The 24,336-nt window shown below is 38.3% G+C and carries 22 protein-coding genes; all 22 read right to left on the reverse strand.

The genetic code is table 11. The annotated features are described in order from the left end of the window. Window positions 1-46: 46 nt before the first annotated feature. Window positions 47-553, reverse strand: a complete 507-nt coding sequence (locus TEPIRE1_RS08660; RefSeq protein WP_013778792.1) for a PTS sugar transporter subunit IIA — start codon at window positions 551-553, stop codon at window positions 47-49. A gap of 38 nt (window positions 554-591) precedes the next feature. Next, entirely contained in the window at window positions 592-1,434 is an 843-nt protein-coding gene (locus TEPIRE1_RS08665; RefSeq protein ID WP_013778793.1) for a PRD domain-containing protein, read from the reverse strand. Between the two features lie 128 nt (window positions 1,435-1,562). Further along, a complete protein-coding gene (nagE, locus tag TEPIRE1_RS08670) occupies window positions 1,563-2,939 on the reverse strand; it encodes an N-acetylglucosamine-specific PTS transporter subunit IIBC (RefSeq protein WP_013778794.1) in 1,377 nt (458 codons plus the stop codon). 357 nt (window positions 2,940-3,296) lie between these two features. Continuing rightward, on the reverse strand, window positions 3,297-4,013 hold the full coding sequence (locus TEPIRE1_RS08675) for a GntR family transcriptional regulator (protein ID WP_013778795.1): 717 nt from the start codon (window positions 4,011-4,013) through the stop codon (window positions 3,297-3,299). 158 nt (window positions 4,014-4,171) lie between these two features. Then, a complete protein-coding gene (gene iolB / locus TEPIRE1_RS08680) occupies window positions 4,172-4,990 on the reverse strand; it encodes a 5-deoxy-glucuronate isomerase (protein WP_013778796.1) in 819 nt (272 codons plus the stop codon). Between the two features lie 31 nt (window positions 4,991-5,021). Next, a complete protein-coding gene (locus tag TEPIRE1_RS08685; RefSeq protein WP_013778797.1) occupies window positions 5,022-6,107 on the reverse strand; it encodes a M24 family metallopeptidase in 1,086 nt (361 codons plus the stop codon). 28 nt (window positions 6,108-6,135) lie between these two features. Next, window positions 6,136-7,176: a zinc-dependent alcohol dehydrogenase gene (locus TEPIRE1_RS08690; RefSeq protein ID WP_013778798.1), complete on the reverse strand. Its 1,041-nt coding sequence runs from the start codon at window positions 7,174-7,176 to the stop codon at window positions 6,136-6,138. A gap of 107 nt (window positions 7,177-7,283) precedes the next feature. Then, window positions 7,284-8,522: a Gfo/Idh/MocA family protein gene (locus tag TEPIRE1_RS08695; protein WP_013778799.1), complete on the reverse strand. Its 1,239-nt coding sequence runs from the start codon at window positions 8,520-8,522 to the stop codon at window positions 7,284-7,286. A gap of 50 nt (window positions 8,523-8,572) precedes the next feature. Beyond that, complete coding sequence (locus TEPIRE1_RS08700) at window positions 8,573-9,286, reverse strand: ABC transporter ATP-binding protein (protein ID WP_013778800.1); 714 nt, start codon at window positions 9,284-9,286, stop codon at window positions 8,573-8,575. A gap of 2 nt (window positions 9,287-9,288) precedes the next feature. Then, window positions 9,289-10,080 carry an ABC transporter ATP-binding protein gene (locus TEPIRE1_RS08705; protein WP_013778801.1) on the reverse strand — a complete coding sequence of 264 codons (792 nt, stop codon included), beginning with the start codon at window positions 10,078-10,080 and terminating at the stop codon, window positions 9,289-9,291. Between the two features lie 5 nt (window positions 10,081-10,085). Beyond that, window positions 10,086-11,060: a branched-chain amino acid ABC transporter permease gene (locus TEPIRE1_RS08710; RefSeq protein WP_013778802.1), complete on the reverse strand. Its 975-nt coding sequence runs from the start codon at window positions 11,058-11,060 to the stop codon at window positions 10,086-10,088. Between the two features lie 11 nt (window positions 11,061-11,071). After that, the gene (locus TEPIRE1_RS08715; RefSeq protein ID WP_013778803.1) at window positions 11,072-11,959 is read right to left on the reverse strand and encodes a branched-chain amino acid ABC transporter permease; all 888 of its coding nucleotides are present in this window, start codon (window positions 11,957-11,959) and stop codon (window positions 11,072-11,074) included. Window positions 11,960-12,070: 111 nt separating this feature from the next. Beyond that, window positions 12,071-13,228 (reverse strand): ABC transporter substrate-binding protein, encoded by a 1,158-nt coding sequence (locus tag TEPIRE1_RS08720; protein ID WP_013778804.1) that lies wholly within the window; start codon window positions 13,226-13,228, stop codon window positions 12,071-12,073. 385 nt (window positions 13,229-13,613) lie between these two features. Then, window positions 13,614-14,237, reverse strand: coding sequence for an SDR family NAD(P)-dependent oxidoreductase (locus tag TEPIRE1_RS08725; protein ID WP_081460119.1), 624 nt, complete (start codon window positions 14,235-14,237; stop codon window positions 13,614-13,616). A gap of 110 nt (window positions 14,238-14,347) precedes the next feature. Then, a complete protein-coding gene (gndA, locus tag TEPIRE1_RS08730; RefSeq protein ID WP_013778805.1) occupies window positions 14,348-15,760 on the reverse strand; it encodes an NADP-dependent phosphogluconate dehydrogenase in 1,413 nt (470 codons plus the stop codon). A gap of 39 nt (window positions 15,761-15,799) precedes the next feature. Further along, window positions 15,800-17,071 carry a nickel-dependent putative hexonate epimerase gene (locus tag TEPIRE1_RS08735; protein ID WP_013778806.1) on the reverse strand — a complete coding sequence of 424 codons (1,272 nt, stop codon included), beginning with the start codon at window positions 17,069-17,071 and terminating at the stop codon, window positions 15,800-15,802. 4 nt (window positions 17,072-17,075) lie between these two features. After that, window positions 17,076-18,524, reverse strand: a complete 1,449-nt coding sequence (locus tag TEPIRE1_RS08740) for a gluconokinase (RefSeq protein ID WP_013778807.1) — start codon at window positions 18,522-18,524, stop codon at window positions 17,076-17,078. A 42-nt stretch (window positions 18,525-18,566) separates the two neighbouring features. Further along, on the reverse strand, window positions 18,567-19,499 hold the full coding sequence (locus TEPIRE1_RS08745; protein WP_013778808.1) for a phosphoglycerate dehydrogenase: 933 nt from the start codon (window positions 19,497-19,499) through the stop codon (window positions 18,567-18,569). 64 nt (window positions 19,500-19,563) lie between these two features. Beyond that, the gene (locus TEPIRE1_RS08750) at window positions 19,564-21,165 is read right to left on the reverse strand and encodes a mannitol dehydrogenase family protein (protein WP_013778809.1); all 1,602 of its coding nucleotides are present in this window, start codon (window positions 21,163-21,165) and stop codon (window positions 19,564-19,566) included. A gap of 243 nt (window positions 21,166-21,408) precedes the next feature. Next, window positions 21,409-21,930, reverse strand: coding sequence for a GGDEF domain-containing protein (locus TEPIRE1_RS08755; protein WP_331704469.1), 522 nt, complete (start codon window positions 21,928-21,930; stop codon window positions 21,409-21,411). Beyond that, a complete protein-coding gene (locus TEPIRE1_RS08760; protein ID WP_081460120.1) occupies window positions 21,917-22,369 on the reverse strand; it encodes a GAF domain-containing protein in 453 nt (150 codons plus the stop codon). Before TEPIRE1_RS08760 ends, TEPIRE1_RS08755 begins: the two co-directional genes overlap by 14 nt. 142 nt (window positions 22,370-22,511) lie before the next feature. Beyond that, window positions 22,512-24,305: a polysaccharide biosynthesis protein gene (locus TEPIRE1_RS08765; RefSeq protein ID WP_041591564.1), complete on the reverse strand. Its 1,794-nt coding sequence runs from the start codon at window positions 24,303-24,305 to the stop codon at window positions 22,512-22,514. Window positions 24,306-24,336: the final 31 nt, after the last annotated feature.

The raw sequence follows: 24,336 nt of genomic DNA on the forward strand, positions 1-24,336 counted from the left end.
AACCCAAGTTCGAAAATTCTCTTTACATTAACCTATCCAAACCTTCTTACTTGTTCAGACTTACTTTCATCAATACATCTTCGCCTGCATCTACATATTTTTCTTCAGTCAACTCAACAGATTTTATATTATTCCCTTCAGGTAGAAGTATCGGCGTCTGTAAGTAATACTGTTTATTTCGTATAAAATCTATATCGAATTTTATAATTGGATCTTTAGTTTTTACATTCTGACCCTCTTTTGCCAAAATTTCAAAGCCTTCTCCTTTTAAATTTACCGTATCAAGGCCAATATGGATTAATACGGTAAGGCCTTCCTTTGATTCTAAAACAACCGCATGGCCTGTTGGAAATATCTGTTTTATAATTCCGTCAAATGGAGCTATAAGGCTGCCTTCCGAAGGGTCTATTGCTATGCCGTCACCAAGCATCTTGCTTGCAAAAACCTCATCTTTTACTTCGGATAAATCCATGATTTTTCCACTTATAGGAGCTTTGATAATTACATAATTATTAACATTATTGTTTTTGTTATTGAATATGTTTCCGAACACCCGTAAATCCTCCTCTTCTATAGATATGGCTCAAATTTCTACTTTATATGATGCTCAGCCAATGAATCTTTGATTCTTTGGATATGCAAAGCAAGATATCCCAGCTCATCTTCAGGCGGTTCCTTTCCGATTCTTTCTTTAATATATTCGGCAATCTTTATTGCAATTTTATAGCTTTCACTAAACTCTTCCTTTATTCTGGCAAGTAGTGGATTTTTGATAGTCATTTCGCTGTCAATGCGATCAAGTGCAAATCTTAAATGAATTATAAGCCTTGCATAGTTAGTATCCTGACGATCGAGTTTTAGCCGCAGCTCTTGTTCTATAATCTCTACCATTTTGTTGATCATTGATGTGCTTTTAACAGTCTTTGCCAGTTCTCTGTCTATTCTAGCCGAATGAATATGCATGGCAATAAAACCCTTTTCCCCATCTGGAATATCAACCGCAAATTTTTCTTCAATCATCGCAGCAGATTTACATGCTAACTCATATTCTTTAGGATAAAGGCCTTTAATCTCTTCTAGGAAAGGATTTGTTATTTCAAGCCCGGTTTCCAGCCGCTCCAGAGTAAAACCTATATGATCTGCCAGAGCTACATGAATATGCTCGTTTAATTGCTCCTTCAATTCCTGCGACACCATTGATATAATTTCTTCAGTAATCCCTATTATGTCTTCATTGAAACGATTAAGCTGTTTTACCTTGTCTTTATCGATAAAATAAAATATTTTTTCCGCTTTATCATCTTCAAGCATGTTTCCTGGCTTGGCATTAAATCCCAACCCTTTGCCTACGAGCACCGCTTCCTCTCTGTCTGTTTTATCCCGGGCCAGTACAACATTATTATTAAAAACTTTTATAATGCAAAACTGTCGCACTAAAAATACCCCATTTAATATATATTCAAATCATATCTGACAAAAGGGGCTGGCTTTTAAGACAACCCCTTTTAATTTTCCTTTTATAAATTATTTTAAAACATTTTGTCACACACTGTAAACATATCTTATAATACTTTTTTAATTTCCTCAACTATCAGTTCTGCTTCAGTGCCCACAACAACCTGAAGGTTACCTCCTCCAAGCTTCATTACCCCGGTAGCTCCAGCCCTTTTGATTGCAGATTCATCCACTTCAGAGATGTCGCGAACCGTAAGTCTTATACGCGTTATGCAAGCATCCATATTCTCTATATTATCAGGGCCTCCAAGACCTGCCAAAATTCTTTCGGCTTTTTCGCTGATTTTTACCTTTCCCTTCGGAGTCTCGCTGGTCTCACCTTCAATACGTCCGGGAGTGGGAAGGTCATATTTTCTGATGAAATATCTAAATATTACATAATACAGTGCGCCATACGCAACACCAATAATCAACAATAATATTGGTTGTGTAGCCAGCTTAAAATTCAGCGCGTAGTCAATAAATCCTGCAGAAAATCCAAAACCGTGTCTTAATCCCAACATATACGTTAATGCCATTGATATTCCCGTAAGCAGAGCATGTATCACATAAAGAACAGGTGCTAAAAACATAAAGGCAAATTCAATAGGCTCGGTAATGCCTGTAAGGAAAGATGTCAATGCGGCACTGATCAATACACCGCTTACAGCCTTTCGTTCCGAATCTTTAGCTTCGTGAAGCATAGCAAAACATGCGGCAGGCAGGCCAAACATCATTACCGGGAAGAACCCTGTCATAAAAATTCCGGCACTCGGGTCGCCTGCAAAGAATCGATATAGGTCACCGGTAACTACTTCCCCTGCAGCATTGGTAAATTCTCCGAAGATAAACCATACCACATTATTTATAACATGGTGCAAGCCGGTAGGTATTAACAAGCGGTTTAAAAAACCAAATACTCCTACCCCGAGAGCTCCTGCTTGTATGGTCCATTCACCTGCAGCATATATTGCCGCTTGAATTGGTGGCCAGATAAATCCAAATATGATTCCAAGTATGAGCATTGTAAAGGAAGTTACAATAGGAATAAAACGCTTCCCTCCAAAAAACCCTAAAAAATCCGGCAGTCTGATATCTTTATACTTGTTATATAGGGAAGCAGCTGCTACACCTGTAATTATCCCTGCTAAAACTCCCATGTTAATATCAGGATTCATAGTATCCAATACTTTAATTAAGACATGATAACCTACGCCACCGGCCAATGCGGCTGCCCCTGCACCGCCGGCAAGACCCATGGAAACTCCAAGAGCAAAGATTAATGGTAAGTTTCCAAATATTGCATCACCGGCAGCCATAACTATAGGAATATTTAGCACATCAGGAGCGCCAAGTCTCATCAAAAGTGCTGCTGCCGGCAGCACTGCCACCGGAGCCATTAAAGCTTTCCCCAATTTTTGAAGATTCCCTATATAATTTTTCACTTTTTAACCCCCTTACATTTTTCTAAAGTCAATTTCAATTCTTCTAGCCTTTCGCCTTACATTATTTTCGTATAGCTTTCACCTCCCATTATTTTTTTTATCAAAAAATGCTGCATAAATAACATTTATTAGGCTGCTATATTTGTTAGAAAAATAAAAGAGCTGAGAAAGGAAAATAAAATCCTTTCCCAGCTCATGCCTGCAAAACAGTAACACGCTGGTTAAAAACTTAAATATTTATTTGTATTTATTATAACAGATATTTCTGTGATTTTCAATACTTTACTTTTTTTGTGTATTATTTTAGATAGCTTAATCCTCTCATTGCCAATAGGTAATAAAAATAATGTATATTTCTTATGTTCTCTCAGCTAAGTATTCAGCTTGGATCGAAGTTCTCTTGAAATATTCTGGATGCTTTTCCATAAGGTAAGACATATCAAAAATAATCCTGGTAAGGTGCTTTTCCATAAGGTCTGACGCCACTTCTTTATCTTTGTTCTTTATAGCCCGCAATATTTTTTTATGTTCATCGACAGTTATTTGCATATCCATTTCTGCGAAATTCAAAATGCGTACCCTGTCAAACTGAGCCAATGCGCTTTTAATCAGATTAAAGGTCATTTCCTTTTGACATGATCTGAACAATAGTTCGTGGAAGCTATTATCTAATGACAGCAAACGTTTATAATCTTTATCCTCAACACAGAAATCTTGTAGCCGAAGATTCTCTTCCAAAATAACAATATCAGATTTTGAAAGGACATCGCAACAGAATTGGACAACGGCTTTTTCCATAACACATCTCATAAAGCGAGATTCCTCAACAATATCCATATCAATAGGTGAAATACAAGTTCCCTTTTGAGGATATATCTCAACCAACGATGATCTGGAAAGCTCTATAAAAGCTTCTCTGACTGGGGTACGGCTAACTCCTAATTTTTCTGCAATTTCATTTTCACTAACTAATTGTCCTGGTTTGAGATTCATATTTATAATGTTATGGCGCAAAACTCTTATTACATATTCTCTTGCATATTCTCTTTGAAGTCTTTCTAGCTTTTCAAACATAATTTCCCCAAACTTTCTCCTACTCTTTTGATATTATATTGTATAAGCCCATAAAAAGTCAATAGCATGGATGTCAATAAAATTTACTGCACTGATGCATGAGATTTTAAAACACTTAGTAGGTAGGACAAAATTTTACGTAATTACATTATAATATTTTATTTTATTAAAGGACCTACATTGTTCAGCCATGAAAGTTTGGAGTCTTCCCTAGGTAAAAGTTTTCTCCCATGTTCGCCTGCCATTACCCAAAGGTAATACACCTGAAACCCAGGAGCAGCTGCAATCGGATGATACCCTTCCGGCAATATTACAGTATCTCCGTCTTTTATTAAGTAAGCCTTCCTTAAGGAAAGATCCTCATTATACATTACCTGAACTCCGAATCCACCTTCAGGTTTTATCCTGAAATGATATATTTCTTCCATTTTAGTTTCATAAGGAGGATTATAAACATCATGTTTATGCGATGGGTACCCAGACCAATGACCAGGATAGTTTATTGTTTCACCAACTATGATACGATGAACCTTTCCCTCACCATTAGCTACTATAATATCTCTTACATCTCGCTTATAGTTTAATATACCACGATTATTGCAAACTACATCTTCCGGCATTACAATAAAAGGCTCAAATTGTTTTTCTGCTTTAGCTGTTACAATAGCGACTTCCGCGAATAAGCCTTGCGCTTCTCTGATTTTAAATGAACTTTTAACAGGAACGTAAACAGAAGTTGGATTACCGGAAAATACGTCCTTTCGCACACCCAAATTAGTATATTCCTTCTTATTTACTGAAATATCACACTTACCCGATAGAATAACCAGAACAGCTTCTTCATCTAAAGTTTCTGATTCAAAGCTTTTTCCAGCATCTAATCTTAGCAATTCAAACCCGCAAAATTCGAGATCTTCTCCAACTTTTACTATTTGCCTATAACCAGTTAAATCTTGATTTGGATACAAATATTGCATATGCCTGCCTCCTTTATTTCTAAAATTTACTTCACCTTACTAAAATATCTGGCCTGAGCATAGAAACTCCTCTAAACTCAATTTCTGTTAAGGGGTATTCGAGCGTTTTAGTTATAATTTCAGCACCGTCTTCAGTTATTAGAATCGTATCCTCTGATTTTGTTCCTGCAATACTCGGATTCCATGCATAAGCTTGATTTACGGCTACTGTTACATCACTATAAGAAGTAGCTCTAAACTCTCTAGAATTGTATCCAGCCATTCCTCCCTGATGATGATAATGCCATTCATTACCAAATCCTACTTCTTTGTAGGCTTTTTTACCTTCTTCGAATATATCTTTTACTTTGCGTCCTGGTTTTGTTGCATCTATAAAAGCAACATCAACTTTTAGTACCGCTTGATGGCGTTCTCTTAAATCTTCGGGAATTTCCCCAAAACAAACTAAACGTGTCAGAGAAGTCATCAGACCGTATTTATGACCGGAAACTGCAAGAAGAACATATTTTTCTATTGGCTTTTCCGTTGGTAACGGATGTCTATATTTATAAGCTCTTTCATCAGAAGCTACAAGATTTACAAACGGGTAAAAATCATATTCCGCCGAAATTTTTTTGATCATTCTAGAAACTTCTATTTCAGTGTCACCAGGCTTTACACTAAAAGCCACCTTCTCAAGGATTTTCGATGCACAAATTCCTGTTTCCATATATCTTTTCTGCTCTTCGGGAAGCAGATCCCACCGTAATTGCGTTAATTCTTCCCCTAAGTCGGTATCAATAAACACCTTTTTCCCTCTTGAAATTTCGTCCAATGACGTTTGACGTCCCTTGGGTTCCCACCAAGGAAATTCCACCACTTCTATAGGAAGACCATTCAGTTCTTCTTGTATTAGCCTTTGCGCCTCTATATTATTTGAAAGTAAATAAACATTATCTTGAGTAATTAATATTTCTGCGCATGCCTTGGGTGAGGTAATTCCAATATAAGGCCTCCCCCCTGTAAGCCATAGAAAATTGATGGCATCACTGATAGATAAAACTTTAATATCTTTTCTGTCCATTAATGTACGTATCCTAAACAGTTTCGTTTCAAATTCCGCTTTAGTCCAACTCATCAAAAATACCTCCATTTACATTTTACATTCATGGAATTAATATAATCTTCAAAGCTTTTTTAGCCTCTACCAGCTCACATGCCTCATTAACCTCATCTAATGGTTGTTTTTTGCTAATCATGGGTGCTAGCTTTAATTTGCCTGAAGCATACAAATCCAATGCTAATAAATAATCAGCCCATTCAAATCCCTGCAGACCCTTCAGCTGTTTCTCATCACGTACAACATTCCATGGTTTAAAACTGACCTCTTTACCGCCAAAGCCGCTTCCACCCATGAGAATCAGTCCGCCTGCCGCAGCAACCTCTATTGCCTGGGTTACAGCTTCGGTGTTTCCTGTAGCTTCAACAACTACATCAGCACCCTTTCCACCGGTCATTTCATTTATTTTTTCAATAGGATCTTCAATATCGCTTTGAATTACATCAGTAGCACCCAACTCCAACGCAAGCTTTAATCGTTCGCTATCAGAACTTAAACCAACCATTACTAAGCGCACAGGTGAAGTTGCAAGCATTGTTTGCATAATAAGCAGACCAAATGACCCTGGACCAAACATTACAATAAAGCTGCCCGGCGTAATCTTATTTGTCCTAACTGCTCTTGCAGCGGTAGTAGCAGGTTCTAAAATCGCAGCATGGTCATCAGAAACAAAATCGGGTACTTGAAACAAAATATCTTCATCTATAGCCACATATTCTGCAAAACTCCCGGGTAAGTCTATACCTATATGCTCCCATTTGCGACACCTATTCAATACTCCCGTACGACAAGCATAACATTGTCCGCAACCACGAATTGCACTTGATGTAACACGATCTCCGACTTTTACTTTACGCACTTGCGAGCCAACAGCAACGACCTCACCGCATAGTTCATGCCCGGGGATTATTGGGGTTTTTACTCTACCATGTCGCCCCATAAATGTATTATTTCTAATAGCAACATCAGTCCCACATAATCCTATTGTTTTTACCTTTACCAATGCTTCATACGGCTTGGGTTCCGGAATGGGAACATCCATTATTACTAACCTTTTAGAGTCATCATTCTTTACAGCTGCCTTCATTACTATTCCTCCCCTATAATAATAAATATATAAAATTGAGCAAACTTTTGATTAACCTTAAACTTCAAACATATACAAAAATAAAATGATAAAATGTTAGCTCTAAGCTATATATTAATTTTTTTACTCCCTTTGGAATCATTGATGCTTGCATCCAGTTCTTCTAAATCTATTCGCCGGCCCTGTTCTGCGCTTAGATACGCCGCATAAATAACCTGAACAACCTGCCGACCAAGCTCACCATTGGAAATAGGTTCACGATCGTAATAAACCGCCTCTGCAAAGTCTTGCATCTCCTGAGGATAACCGCGCATCCAATCTTCATCCGGTGACGGGAAAGTCCAACCTGCCTTTGTTTCTATCTTTTCTGAAATATATTCATTACCAAATATTTCATTTGCAGGTGCATATGCTTTAACCGAATCATTAGATGCCATGTTGCATTTAATCACACAATTCGTAGTATAAACATCAAGTGTATTTACAACGCCGCCTAATGTTGTATCATTAGACTTTACCAATGCCTTAGTACCGTCCTCAAAAGTAATAATTACAGTAGCCCAGTCTTCTACATCTTTCCATTCATCTACAATCCATCGAGCGGACAAGTTTTTAAAAGTTTCTGTACGTGTAAGGTTGCCTACATCTGCTACTACTGATTTTACATGAATGGGCTTTCCTTGCCTTAGGTTGCCCTCAAAGTGTTTAAGATGTATAACTAAACCCAAAGGATGTGAACCCAGCCTCAGCAGAGATCCACCCCCCGCAAGATTCCAATGCCTCGAATAGGCTGCATGAGAACCGCTGTGACTTTCTTCAGACCTAATCTCAAGAATTGCACCTTCACTTTGTTTCAAAAGCCGCTTTGCTTTTGCAACCGGCGGTGCATAGATAAAGTCTTCAGCATAACAGATCTTCACATTATTGCGTTTGGCTTCAGCCAGAATAGCATTGGCATTATCCATGGCCTCTTTGTACATATGCAGTTTTGGAATATGCCCTGTTTGGTCCACATTACCTTTAAAACCTTCCCCGAAAGCACCTGTCAAAGGTTTTTCACATACAATATGCTTTCCTGCCTTTGCAGCATCAATGCACAGTTGTCTGTGATGTATATTCGGGGCACATATATCCACTATGTCAATGTCTTTATCATTGAGCATCTGCTGATAGTCATCATAGACCCGAACTATCCCATATTGTTTTGCAAAACATTCCGCTTTCTCTTTCGTTCGCGAGAAAACACCTAACACCTCAATAGGAATCCCAATTACTTGATTATATGCGTCCATGTGTATGTGAGATACAAATCCCGCTCCCACAAGACCAATCTTAATCTTCTTCATACGCGTTCTTCCCTTCTTTCGTCATATATTATTTATCGCAGCTAACTTGGCTATTTTTCACCGCCAAGATACGCGTCAAGCATAGATTTATCTTTAGCAACTTCGCGGCTTTCGCCAGATAGCACTAACTCTCCGACGCTCATTACATAGGCGTAATCAGATATAGCAAGTGCAAGCTCCGCATTTTGTTCAATAAGCAGTATTGTAGTACCCTGTTCATTTATTTCTTTAATCTTATCCATTATCAAATCCACAATCACCGGTGCAAGACCCAAGGATGGCTCATCTAACATCAAAAGCCTGGGTTCCGACATGATCGCTCTTGCTATAGCTAGCATCTGCTGTTCTCCACCAGACATTGTACCTGCTAATTGATTGCGACGTTCAGCTAGCCTGGGAAATAGCTCATAGGCTTTTTCCATATTAGCTTTTAGCTTGTTTTTCGAGTATTTACGGGAATATGTTCCAATTTTTAAGTTATCTGCTACAGTTAAACCAGGAAATACCAGACGACCTTCCGGAACATGTGCTACTCCTAGTTTTACGATTTCATCCGGGCGTAGACCTGCTATAGATTGTCCGCAAAATTCAATTCGACCAGATATAGGTTTAATCAAGCCTGATATTGACTTTAAAATTGTGGATTTACCTGCACCATTTGCCCCAAGCAAAGCGACAATCTTGTTTTGCGGAACTTCAAGATCAATTCCGTGTAATACCGGAACTGTAGAATAAGCCACTGTAAGTTCATAAATTTTGAGCAAATTTAGCGACCTCCTCTGCCTAGGTAAGCCTCAATTACGACCGGATTCTTTTTAATAACATCAAAGGTACCTTCGGCAATTTTGCTACCGTGATTAATAACGAATACCCAGTCCGCAAGTTTACCTACAACTTCCATGCGGTGCTCTATAAGCAGAATTGAGATGCCCTGCTTATTAATTTTTTTAACTAATTCCGTCAAATCTTGTATTTCTTGGGAATTTAGTCCAGCTGCTGGTTCATCAAGTAAAAGTAGTTTTGGTTTAGTAATAAGCGCCCTTGCAATTTCAAGAATTCGCTGTTTGCCATACGGGAGATTGCACGCTTTCTCATTGCTCAAATCGCTTAGTCCCACAAAGTCTAAGACTTCATCTACTTCTTTTGTACTAGCAACAACCTCCCTGCGATATGAAGCTGAGTTCAAAACAGTATGAATAATACTCGCACCACCATTACCATAGCCTTTACCTAGTAATGCATTTTCAAATACCGTTTGCGAGCCTAAAATTCGTATATTTTGGAAGGTGCGGGCTATTCCCATCCAAGAAATAGAGTGCGGCATGAGGCCTTGTATCGGCTGTCCTAGAAATTCGATAATTCCTTCGTCAACATTGTAAATACCAGTAATAAGGTTGATTGCTGTAGTTTTTCCCGACCCATTAGGACCGATTAATGCACAAATCTGGCCGTCATAAACGTTTATATTTAGCTTGTCTACCGCTACTAGTCCACCAAAACGCTTAGTAATACATTCAGCTTTTAGTACTAAATTATCATCATTTTTTTCGGCGTTCATTACAATCAACTCCTATTCCCTGGTTCAGTCGAGCTTGTGTACATTCCAAACCTTTTTGTTATACTTTTAAGTAATTTGAGAAATGCATTGTCGGATTTCACCCAGTTTAATCGAAGGTAGATTAATAAAATTAGTGAATAAACTAACAAACGACTACTAGATAAAAACCTCAAAACTTCAGGCAGTCCAGTAAGTATAATCGCAGATATTACGGTTCCTATTACACTTTGCATACCGCCCATTACTACCATCAATAAATAAGTGGTACTCTCAGCCGATGTAAAAGAGTCCGGACTCATGTACCCAGTTAGATTGGCTAAGAAAACCCCTGATAAACCGGCTAACATCGCGGATAAACTGAAGGCAACAAGCTTTGCGCGTCTTACATCAATTCCCATAGATTCGGCAACAACTTCATCTTGGCGAATTGCTTTTAATGCTAAGCCCAATCGAGATCTGCCTATTCTTTCCGTTCCAATTATAACAAATATTAATGTAATAACCATAAAGTAATAAACCCATTGTACGTTGGGAAACAGTTTCGCAAACCCAGATAATCCGTATGCCCCTCCTGTAATCGGCTCAAGATTGAGAAGTAAGATGCGTACTATTTCGCCAAAACCTATCGTAGTAATGACTAGAAATGGTCCTGAAAGCTTAAAAGAAGGAAAGGCTAAACCTGTCCCTATAATAGTAGTTAAAGCAGTAGCTAATATCATCCCCAGCCACGGAGATAAACCAAACTTAACAAGAAGAATACCATAGGCGTAAGCACCTACAGCTAAAAGTGCAGCACTGCCCATTGATAACATTCCGCCATAACCGGTTAGAATTAATAAGCCAACCACATGTATTGCATTTTGCACACCCCGTTGTACTACATAGAATTCATATTGAGATGTTATGTGTGGTGCTATTAGTAGAATTATTCCAATTACTAATAGCACATGCTTGCGCAGCAGCTCTATAAGTTTTGACATTATTAAACCCCCTAAACCTTCTCGGAAATTTGAGCTCTAAAGATTCCTCCCGGCCTAAAAAGGAGGAATATCACAAGCACAACAAATGTGAATACATCGCGGTATGCCGGATCAACTAATGTCGCAAAAATTGTCTCTGCAACGCCAACTACTATGCCCCCTACTAAGGCTCCGGTAAAGCTGCCAAGACCACCAATAACTACAGCAGACATAGCTTTTACCGCAATTATTCCCCCCATCGATGGAGTTAGTGGAATAATTGGAGAAATTAATACTCCAGAAACAGCAGCTATTGCCGTACTCAACAGAAAAGTTAATGCAATCATACGATCATTCCTGATTCCCATTAACCAAGATGCAGTTTGGTTCTGTGCCACAGCTCTCATAGCAGTTCCAATCATTGTTCCTCGAAGAAAATATTGCAGTAATATGAGAAGTAAAGTTACTATAATAACAATCCCTATTACATGTGGCATCAAATATAATTTGCCAATCTGCATAACTTTAGAACCGAAGGGATTAGCATAGGTCTTAGGCGTCGACCCCCAGATAACCAGAATTAGATTACGGATAAACACTGAAAGAGCTATCGTACCAATAAGAATGATCTGTGGATTCACTCCCTGCTCTAGCATAGGATAAAAGTAGATTTGACTCAGAATATATCCCAACAGTCCCATTATGACTATAACAGTAACAAAAGCAGGAATATATGGTATTTTCAATGCACCAAAAATCGAGAGCATGAGATAACCGCCAAGTGTAAGCAAATCACCTTGAGCAAAATTAAACAAGCCTGAAGCGTTCCAGATTAAGGATATGCCTAATGCTGGTAAAGAGTAAATAACGCCCATAGCAAGACCATTTAAAATAAGCTGAAATAAGGTAGCAATTGTCAAAATATCAACACCTCTTCTGATTGTTGTAGGTAATAAGGTCGCTAGCAGGCTTACCTCTGTATTAAATTGCTAGCGACCAACTCATTCCTTAATTACAACAATATATTAATGCTAGCGCTCTACAGGATACTCCTCTGTTAAAAGCAACTGCCATTTTCCATCCTTAAATATCTGGGTGTAAATTGTATGAACTAAATTGCCTTCCTTGTCCGCTTGGTAATGAGCAAGAACACCTTCATAATCAAGCTTTGAGAGTTCTTCACGTATCTTTTCCCGATTTCCGCCAACGCGGCCTATTATATCTGCCAAGATATAAATTGAATCATAATGGTTAATATGAGTTGGCGAAAGCGACTCCTCAAATTTTTCCTCATACTTCTTAATAAACTCCTGACGCTTAGGATCTGGATCTCCTTGTGAAAATGTTGTGCTACATACTAATCCTTCAATATTAGCTGTTCCTGCCAATTCCTCTACAGCCGGAGAAGCACAACCGCGTTCTCCAAATACAAGCATATTTTCCATTCCTAGCTCCATCCGTTGTCTTAAAATTAGCCCAAGCTCTGCTTCATAACCATATAGAAACAAGGCGTCTGCACCGGTATTCTTAATTTGTAGGAGTTGAGCCGTAAAATCTCGGTCACCGTCATTATATGTTTGAATAGTAACCGGCTCAAGCCCGTATTCCGCAAGCGCAGGTAAGGTAGCATCCCAAAGGCCTTTGGAATACTCATTGTTACCGTATAAGACAGCAGGTCTTGTTACATTGAAATGTTCTTTAGCTGTCTTAGCTAAAATCGGAATCCAATAGGTTGATGGGATTTGGATTCGGAAGGTATAAGGATTGCCTTTTTTAGTGGTATCGGCATTTGTTCCATCTGTAATAAACGGTATTTTAGCTTGTCTCCATAAATCTTCTGCTGCAAGAATAGTCCCTGAACGGTTAGGCCCTATAACAGCTACAGGTTCTAAAGCAATAGCCTTACGAACTGCTTCAATCCCTGTTGTTGTGCTTGAAGTTTCATCAACCGTTACATATTCTATTGGAACACCATTAATTCCGCCATTCTCATTTATTTCATCCACTGCCATTTTAGCCGCATTTACCAAAATTTGACCTTGAAACGATGCATCACCTGTAAGAGGTGCCAAATGTACAATTTTATATGACTCTGGTTTATTATTACACCCTCCTAGCAATAAACTGGAACCCATGATAACCAGTAAAACAATCGCAAAACCGCGTTTTACTATTAATTTTTTTAACATATAAGGTCCTCCCCCTTATTTTTATTTATTTGTCTTTTTAATTTGTTTACGACAATAATCATTCTAAGGGAATACGACTTGAGTTTATAAATTTGTTGATATTTGTGAGCTATAAAGTGGTGTATTTTATATAATTTTTGCCTTGAGAATTTTTTAGCTATAAATCTAACATCCTCCTAAATACGATTTTTCACTTCCTTTTTCTAAATTTTTTAATTTTTATTGCAATACTTAATCTACTACAAATTTATTAAATTTGACTTACACCTCCTCCTTTTACTGCTATGAAAATTATTTTGAGCTGCTGCTCAAATAGTATTTTGCCGGCTACTTAACTTGGATGACTCTTCCTAAACTTCTTGCATTGCAACTAATAGCAGTAGCTTTACATAGTCATGCCGCCATCAATAACTATGATACTACCTGTCATATAAGCAGCTTCATCGCTTGCAGCAAACAATACAGCATGAGCTATTTCCTCTACGCGACCAAGTCTGCCCATAGGTTGCCTCCCTATAAAAGTCGCTTCCATTGCGGCAGGATCTTCGGCTGTAGCAATTTTTTCTTTAATGGCAGGAGTATAAGTAGTACCCGGGCAAACTACATTAACACGAATATTATCTTTTACATAATCTGCAGCCATAGCCCTAGATAATGCAACAACAGCTCCTTTTGATGCACAATATGCTGCTCTATCCACATGACCTTTAAGTGCTGCAACCGAACCCATATTGACTATTACGCCGCCGCCTTGTTTCTTCATATGAGGCAATACAAATTTAGACATGAAAAAAGTTCCTTTTACATTTATATCCATAGTTAAATCAAACTCTTCTTCAGACGTGCTTTCCAAATTCCCCGGTATCACAACGCCTGCATTGTTAACCAATATATCTATCTTTCCAAAAGCCTCTATTCCCTTTTCAATGATGCTTTCTGCAGATTTTACATCTGATACATCCCCTGGAACAAAAACAGCTTCACCTCCAAGTAGTATTAAGACTAAAATATTTGATCTTCTTTTCTGTGGTTTTTTAACCGCCCCCTTTTATTTCTATCTATATCTACTCGTATTATGTCAAGCCATTTTCACATCATTTAAAATTTTGATTCAAATTATTACATCCAAATCGTATGAAAAATTCCTTCTTCATCTATTCTTTCATAAGTATGTGCACCAAAATAGTCCCTCTGGGCTTGAATCAGGTTTGCAGGTAAGGTATGTCTGCGATAGGAATCATAGTATGCAAGTGCAGAACTAAAAGAGGGCACGGGAATTCCATTAAGAGCCGCTGTACTTACTACACTGCGCCAGGCTGCTTGGCAGTTTTCTATGCTTTGGTTAAAGTATGGTGCAAGCATTAAGTTTTTGAGCTGCAGGTTTTCATCATATGTCTGTTTGATTTTTTCTAAAAACTGTGCCCGTATTATACAGCCTCCCCTCCAAAGTAAGGCTATATTGCCAAGATTCAGATCCCAATTGTATATATCTGACGCCTTTGCCATTAAATCAAACCCCTGAGCATATGAACAGATTTTTGAGGCATATAGTGCCTTCCTTATGTCTTCTAAAAATTGCTTCCTATCACCTTTAAAAGATGTAGAAGGTCCTTTCAGTATTTTAGACGCCTCAACCCGCTCCTCTTTGGCTGAGGACATATATCTTGCAAACACCGCTTCTGTTATAGTAGGTATGCAAACGCCAATATCTAAAGCTTCTTGTGATGTCCATTTTCCGGTGCCTTTTTGCCCTGCTTTATCAAGTATTACATCAACCAAAGGCTTACCTGTTTTATCATCTACTTTACCTAAAATATCGGCGGTTATTTCTATTAGATATGAATTAAGTTCTCCTTGGTTCCACTCGGCAAAGATTTCTTTCATTTCAAGAGCAGTCATGCCAAGCAACTCTTTCATTAGAAAATAGGCTTCGCTAATAAGCTGCATATCACTGTATTCTATACCGTTATGAGTCATCTTCACAAAGTGACCTGCACCATCCGGTCCCACATAGTCACAACAAGCTGCTCCGCCAGGTGTTTTTGCAGATATCTTTATAAAGATGTCCGATATTTGTTCCCATGCCTCTTTCGAGCCACCGGGCATAATACTCGGACCCTTCAGTGCCCCTTCTTCACCGCCGGAAACTCCTACACCCATATAATGTATTCCTTTTTGCTCAAGTTCCCTTGCTCTACGCACTGTATCTTTAAAGTAAGAGTTACCACCGTCTATTAAAATATCTCCTTTTTCCATTAAAGGCACTAATTGATGTATTACAGCATCAACTGCAGTTCCTGCCTTTACCATAAGCATTATTTTACGAGGTTTTTTAAGTGATGCCACAAGTTCCTCTAGGGAAAAAACACCCTTTATCCTGCTCCTACCTTTAGCTGATGTTTCCAAAAATTCTTTAGTTTTTTCTGCAGTTCTATTATAAACAGAGATTTGATATCCGTTTCTTTCGATATTTAGTGCCAGATTTTGGCCCATGACAGCAAGTCCAATCAAGCCTATATCAGATTTATTCATAATTACTACTCCTGTTCTCTCATATCTTTTATCATTAATTTAGTCAAAAATTTTTTCATATGCCCATAATCCTAGTGCCGGATTGCTTATATAGAATATTTCTTCACCAGTTTCTACGACATTAAAACCATCCTTAAATTTGCTAATATCATATTTATTAAGGGCATCTTTAAGCGGCATATATTCAAAGCCAACACTTTCTACTTCCGTTTTTGAAAGCTTATCTGTCGCATAGGTTATTTTAAATCTACCATCTGATGAACCATGAATCAAGTGAGCCGCAGCCGATAAATTATTCTGTAAATCATCGTTATCATGTGTTAAGGAAAGTATCTTATCTCTGCCTACATATCCATATTTTCTTATTAAATTATCAATACCTTTATCCTCTCCAAACTGTTTGACACCCGGAGCAACAATAATCAGATGCCCATTATCCTCTATAGCCATGCGGCTTCTGTAGACAGCCTTGTTACCCACCCATGTGCTTTTAAATTCTTCCGGATCAAGATATACCACTATTTTTTTAAGAGGTTTTTTTAGAAATACTATATTTTTTTCCTGACTGAGCTTAACCGCCTCTTCAAAAACTGCTCTTTCACGGCCTATAAAAAGTCCGGATAATTGATTTTCACCTTGCTCTTGGGATATAACTGTTAAAACATACATTAAAGGTACATCTGCAAAAAAGTTCTCCTCTGCATAGTCGTAAACCTTTCGAACCGGGGAATGATCCTTACCCATAATTCTTTCAAGGCCATACACCGCACCTAGAAAGTGAGAACTGTTTATCATATGTTTTCCGCCGCATCCTACGAATATATTTTTATTGTAATTAGCCATACCCACTACCTCATGCGGCACTACCTGACCTATTGATATTATTAAATCATATTCTCGGCTTATCAGTCGATGGTTTACTTCTACATCTATCGAAAAGTCCAATAGCCCTTCTGAAACCTCTTTCACGAATGGGCTCGGCACTTCACCGATTTTTACAATATCATTTCTCCAATCATGTACTATAAATCTCTCTCTCGGTATGTATTTGCCGTACATTTTTTCTATTTCTATATCAGTCATAGGCATATGTGTTCCTATGGCAGGCATTATATCCACGTGACAAGTTCTGCTTAATGTATCATAATACATCTGAGTTATCTTCCCGGCTTTGGAATGATATCTGGTAAAGTCTGGCGGCAATAGTAATACCTTTTTTATTCTTCCGTTTAGATTTGATATAGATTCTTTTAAAGCCTCATCTATCTGGAAATCAGTAATACTATCAGATTTTAAGATTATATTTTTCAAAATGTCACCTCTTTTCATCGGTTCTTTGGTAATAGTCAAGGTATGTTTCGTATCTTTTTTCGTATGCTTTATTCGCCTTTTTATTAGGTGTATAAGTTCTGCCGTGTGTCGGCTCATATTTTTCTATGTCTTTTACCTCTCCTAAGGCATTTAAGGCTAGCACCGCAGCACCTACTGTAGACATATGTTGTATACCTGATGTTACGATATCACGACCGAATATGTCTGCTGCCATTTGGAGCCAAAAAGGAGAGTTCTCTATTCCGCCTGAAATCCTTATTTCCTCTGGTTCCCCAGTGATTTGGGTTAGCGCCTCGTAGCATTGATAAAGGTTGAATAATACTCCTTCAAGCACCGCATGATATAAATCGCCTATTTCATGATACCCTTTTAAGCCGATAAAGCTTGCTCGTCTATTATCCTGCCAGCCGGGGTTTCTTTCGCCATACAAAAAGGGTAGAAATATGGGAGCTTTTTCTATATCAGTTTTAGCAGCTTTTTCATCTAGCTTTTTATAACTGAACCCGCAATCTCTGTAAGCCTTCTTTTTAAACCATTCCAAGCAGTTGCCTGCACCTGATGTGGCAGCTCCGGCCAACCGTTTTCCTTGTAAGGCATAATAGCACCAAGTAGAGGTATTTTCAGATAACACAGGCTTGTCATAAGCTAATCGCAGTGCGCCACTGGTTCCAACAGACAGCGTCATAATGCCTTTTTTTAATGCTCCTGCCCCTATCTGGTTTAATGCACCATCCGCACCGCCGATTATTACTGGTAATCCTTTCGGCAGATTTAAGCACTTAGCTACACTAGATTTTAGTGGTACCGAATATGTGGGCTCGTGTAATTTGCACAACATATCTCGGTCTATGCCAGCAAAATTTAATATATCATCGTCCCAGTCTAGAGTGTGTATATTAAACATTCCGGTACCTGATGCTATTGTCTTTGATTCGATGAATTCACCTGTCAGTTGTTCGAAGATATATTCTAACTGCGATGTAAAGTAAGCTGCTTTAGAAAATATTTCGGGTTGAGATTCTTTAAGATGAATGATTTTCCATAGAGGATATATACTGTGGATGGTACACCCGGTTTTATTATAGAAGCTTTGCCAAAGCTGCTCATTTTTTCGATACTTTGCAACTGTTTCTATAGGACGGGTATCAGCCCATGTAAATATCGGCGTAATCGGCTTTCTATGCTTATCCAGCAGTAAAAGACTGTGCCATATCCCGCTAAGACTAATTGCATCAATTTGGTACTTACATGACTGCAATATTTCTTTTATTCCAAGTATTAATGCATCGTATAATCCTTCTGCATTTTGTGTAATTGTATCACTTAAGCTTTCGTCGTATGGAATGTTTTTTACATTCATGAAACCTTTATTGCTGGAATATACAGCTACCTTTAATGCAGAAGTACTGGTTTCTAAAGCCAATATAATCAAGTAGCATCGCTCCTTAAGATTATGAGAATAATTTCGGCATATCTAAAATAACATTTCAATTAGATTCTTTGCCGAAATTACAACCATCCGCTCAGTTGCCTCCTTAGTATAGGCACCTATGTGAGGTGTAAGAATAAAATTATTGAGTGAGAGTAGCTTATTTTGCTTATCCGGTGGTTCTTGCGAAAATACATCTTGAGCTGCACCGGCTATAATTCCATTTTTCAGTGCCTCATATAATGCATCTTCATCTACAAGTTCACCCCTTGCCGTGTTTACCAGATAAGCGGTTTGCTTCATCTTGCTCAAGGTTTTACTGTTAATGATTTTGTTCGTTTCTTCGTTTAATGGTAAGTGAAGCGTTACAAAATCAGCTTTTTCCAGTATCTCATCTATATTTGTCATTTTTACATTCATTGCTCTTGTAAGCTCTATATCATTAAAATAAGGGTCATAGGCCATTATCTCCATTTCTAAGCCGGACGACATTTTTGCAACTTCTCTGCCAATTGCGCCAAATCCTATAATTCCAACCACTTTTGCACCGATCTCGGTCCCGATTGTCCTGTCCCACCTGCCGTCTTTTACATCTATAACAGCCTTGGGTATACTTCTTGATAATGCGAAAAACAAACCTATGGTAAGTTCTGCTACCGATCGGGTATTAGTGCCTTCTGCTTTTTTTACTTTAATTCCTAATTCTTCCGCAACCTTTAGATCAATATTGTCAAGACCAACACCATACTTGGATATCGCCTTGAGATTTTTAGCGCTTCTGATTACTTCTTCATCCATCGGATCAAGACCTACAATTACGCCGTCGACATCCGAACATAATTCGATCATTTGTTGCTTTGTCAGTGTTTTACCGGTATTGTTTTCTACTATATCAAGGTCAAATTGGCTAAAAATTTCATCTGCTTTATTCCTTGCACGAAAGAACGATTTAGGAGTAATTAGTATCTTTTTCTTCATTTGAACCTCCAAATAGTGTTAAAGATTATTAAAAATTTATTAGTTTAATCTAACTTACTCGGGCTCAATCTAGGTATTTCTCCAGCGTCTTCCTTACCGCCCCCTTACCGGCCACTAGTTCTGTAAACATGTTTTCTATCTTTGATGCCAGATTGTATTCATAAAGATTTATGCCGAATATGCTGCTGTTTGATAATATAGGCTTTAATGAATCCGTAAACGGTCCTTTATCTCCCAAAGATATATCTTTTATATATCCCTGCAATACTTCAAGCATGGGGTCAGGGCTTGGGGCAAATGGTTTTCCTTCATCGTCTATTCCCATAAGGTATCTTAACCAGCCTGCAAAAAATAACGGTATATATGTCAGTGTTGATATATCTCGCTTCCCGGTTGAGATATATGCCTTGAGGGTTTCGCCGAAGCGTACCGGAATTTTTTGGGATGTGTCACAGGCTATTCGTTGTGGAGTATCGGGTACAAATGGATTTGGAAAACGTTCTTCGATTACCTCTCTTAAGAACTCTTCCGGCTTAATTATGCCCGGATTTACTACTACCGGAAGGCCTTCTTCATAACCCGCTTTTTCTATAAATGTCTTGAGATGTTTATCCTTCATCTCCTCTGCTATCGAGTTGTATCCCAAGAGGCAGCCATAGATGGCAAGTATTGTATGCAGGGGATTTAAGCATGTGCAGACCTTCATTTTTTCAACTTTGTCTACGGTTTGCCTATCGGTAAATATAGCACCGGCTTTTTCCAAAGGCGGCCTTGAGTTAGGAAAAGCCTCCTCTATTACTAAGTATTGGGTTTGTTCGGCATTTACGAAAGAAGATATGTACGTATGCTTTGCTGTTGCTATGATTTCGGCATCTTCAAAGCCATCGGCTTCCAACATGGCCTTTACTTGTTTCGAAGGTCTGGGGGTTATTTTATCTATCATGGTCCAGGGGAATGAAACGAATTTTGAGTTTGATATGTAATCTGAAAATCCTTTGTCTATCTGTCCTTTTTTTACCCAGTTGTCGGCAAAGGTTTTTACAGCACTATATAGTTTAGAGCCGTTATGGGAACAGTTGTCCATGCTTACTAATGCAATGGGAAGTTTTCCTGCCAAGTATCTCTTATAGCATAAGTATGTTACTGTTCCCATAAGGGTTTTGGGGTTTTGGGGGAAAATATTTAAATCTTCTAGAATATCCTGATAATAATTTCCTTTAGAATCGGTTAGTGAATATCCTTTTTCTGTTATTGTAAAACTTACCATTTGCAGTGTGGGGGATATAAAGATTTTTTCAAGTTCTTCCATACTGTCTTCTGCAACCATTGCATGGATTATGCTTGCTATTATTTTTTTGTCTACGGTTCCATCGGCTTTTAATGTAACAAGCAAGCTCAGATTGTCAAAAGGTACATATGCTTTTTCGATAATTTCTTCGTCATAGGATTCGCAGACGATAATGCCTTTGTCTGAAAGGCCTTCGTTAAGAAGGGTCTGTTGTAATGCTGCGGGAAACGCTCTGAATATGTTGCCGGCTCCAAAGTGCAGCCATATGGGGGCTTTTAGTGTATTTTCTTTTACTTTCTCAATATCAAAGTCAGGCAGTTCATAACCTTTGTTCTGCCAAATGTGTTTGTTTTTAAGGTCAGAAATACGAAGTTTCATTTTTTTCACCTTCACATATTTCAGGTAGTTAATTATAACCTGAATATTTTCACTTACATACTACCATATTAGTATACTACTGTCAATATGTTTTTAAAAAAACGATTTTCTAAATTGCATATAAAAACAACGGAAAAACAGACCAGCTAACTAAAGTCAAGCCATTTTTTAAGAATAAATTAGGAAAAATAAGGGGCGGTTCTAAAATATGCATGCATATTTTAGAACCGCCCCTGAAAATTATCATTCCCACAAACATATTCGATTTTTACCGTTTCTTTTGGCCTGCAGTAGAGCTTGGTCGGCTTTTTTAATTAATTCATTTTTATCTGCGATTTCATCGTAAAGCTCACAAATGCCGGCACTTATTGTCACTTGCATGGCGAAATTGCTGTTTAAATCACTGAAATTTAAACCTCTATTTGTAAACCACCGAAAGAACTTTTCCTTGATTATATCATATCCAGATTTATATTCGTATTGGCCGTAATCATCGGGATTCTCATCATCTTTACCCGCTTTATAATCTTGCAGACTAAAGCTGTAATCACCAATCTTGTTTTTAATCCGCGTAAGAATATCTAAAGCCTGTTTGGCACCTGTTTCAGGCAGTATAATCGCTAATTCATCGCCGCCATAGCGTGCTAGAATATCACTGCCGCGAAGGTCTTCCTGTATAAGATTTCCTATTTTTGATAATAAATAATCGCCGGCCAAATGCCCATAATGATCATTATACTTTTTGAAATTATCAACATCGATTATAGCTAAGCTGACATCTTTTTACCCCTATCTCGGCCACATCATCTAAATCAATACTTTCAGCCAATTGTTTGGCCGTTTCATAGAGAATTACCACGCTTTCCTTTTCTTCCTTTAATTTTCTGGTCAGCCATACATTGTTTATAGCAAGCCCAATCTCACCTGCAATATTATTCAGCAAAATGATATCTTTATTCTTAAACTTTTCTACTTCATAACTTCCTAATAAAATAACACCTAAAACTTCACTGCCTGCCTTAAGCGGCATCGTCATCTGCGACTTTGTTCCATGAACACAAATTACATAGCGCCTGTCCTTTTCGGCATCTTGTAAAAGTATGGCTTTACCTTGCTTTGCCACTGACCCAACGATGCCCTCACCTACCCTAAATGTTTTTTTAATCAAATCAGTTTCCGTTAAATTATAAGATGATGCATGTATGGCCGAAGTGGTATCACATAATAGTTGATTCTCAAAGTTTAGAACCTTGAAATCCTCGCTGCAAACCTTCTTTGTACCCCCATCCCTACTTGCTGCCCCCTATCCTCTTACCCCCATGCGGTGCGAAAATCGCCCCTAAAATTCATCTGCATTTATATGTCGGGACTATTTTCTTTATTACATCCCTTATTTCTGCGTTGGCGTCAAAGAGCAGCTCCCTCAGGTTTAAAATCTCTTTTTCAAATGCATCAACATTACTGAATGTCGGTTTTGCGATGTATATCTTCTTGTATTTGGTGGCAGTTATGCCTTCTTCGTTTAGCAGCAGCTCTTCAAAAAGTTTTTCACCCGGCCTCAGGCCTATGTATTCTATATCTATATCCACACCCGGCTCCAGCCCTGATAGCTTTATCATGTCTCGGGCAAGGTCTGCGATTTTTACCGGCTCCCCCATATCCAAGATAAATATTTCTCCGCCCTTCGCAAGGGCTCCCGCCTGTATTACAAGCTGCACGGCTTCCGGAATAGTCATAAAATATCGGATGACTTCAGGATGAGTTACCGTTACAGGCCCTCCGTTTTCTATCTGCTTTCTGAAAAGGGGAATCACACTCCCCTCACTTCCCAAAACATTCCCAAACCTTACAGCTGAAAACACAGTACTGCTTTTCATAGACATCATCTGTACAACAATCTCCGCAATCCGCTTTGACGCACCCATAATATTAGTAGGATTTACTGCCTTGTCTGTAGATATAAGGGTAAACCTTTCCGCACCATACTTATCCGCCGCTTCTGCCACATTTAGCGTTCCAAAAACATTATTTTTTATGGCCTCAGTAGCATTTAACTCCATCATCGGCACGTGCTTGTGTGCCGCAGCATGAAAAACCACATCTGGCCCGTATTTTTTAAATACATATTCCAGTCGGCCCTTATCCCTTACACTGCCAATCAGCGGAGTATAGCATAAGTCGGGAAAAAGAGTTTTTAAATCATACTCTAAACTGTAGACATTGTTTTCGCTGATATCAAAAATCAAAAGCTCTTTAGGTTTAAACCTGGCTATCTGCCGACACAGCTCCGAACCTATGGACCCACCGCCGCCGGTTACCAGCACCACCTTATTTTCTATATAACCGGAGATTTCATCCAGATTTAACTTAACCGGCTCCCTGCCCAAAAGGTCCTCTATCCTCACATCACGAAGCCTTTTTATACTTACCTTCCCATCAAGCAGTTCATATACCCCCGGCACAATCCTTAATTTGCACTTGGTTTTGCTGCAGATATCCACTATATCTCTTATCTGATGCCTATCAATAGACGGCATAGCTATTATTATCTCTTTAATATTTTTTCGCAAGACTGTTTCAGGAATTACCTGACGTGCACCTAAAACCTTTACCCCATGAATGCTCATACCGTGCTTATTTGTATCATCATCAATAATAGCAACAGGCTTCATCCTTAGATCCGGATGCTTCTTAAACTCTTGAATAACCATAGATCCCGCTTCACCCGCTCCGATAACCATAGCATTTCGGACACCTTCTGTTTTCCTAAAAGTCGGAGTTACACCATTAAAAGTTCTTAAAATAAATCTGCTTCCTCCAACAAATGTAGTAAGTAAAAGCCAAAACAATATGTATATGCTGCGGGGAAAGGTTTTTCTAACCATGAATGTATATCCTAAAAATGTAAGAGTGCTAAAAGAAGTTGCCACAACTATCGAAATAAGCTCACTTATACTGGCATATTTCCAGATTCTATTATATAAATTAAAAACCAAGAAGCTGCAAAGTGCAATAACAGTCACTATAATATGAGTTTGTTCAAAAAGTGTTAAATACTCATTTGGAATATCACTTTCAAATCGCAGGATAAGCGATAAATACAGCGAAATATTTATAATCAAAATATCCGAAATTACCATTAAGACTTTACGCAGTGTGGTCTTCACCTTA

The sequence above is a fragment of the Tepidanaerobacter acetatoxydans Re1 genome, from assembly GCF_000328765.2.
In the GTDB taxonomy this organism is placed as follows: domain Bacteria; phylum Bacillota; class Thermosediminibacteria; order Thermosediminibacterales; family Tepidanaerobacteraceae; genus Tepidanaerobacter; species Tepidanaerobacter acetatoxydans.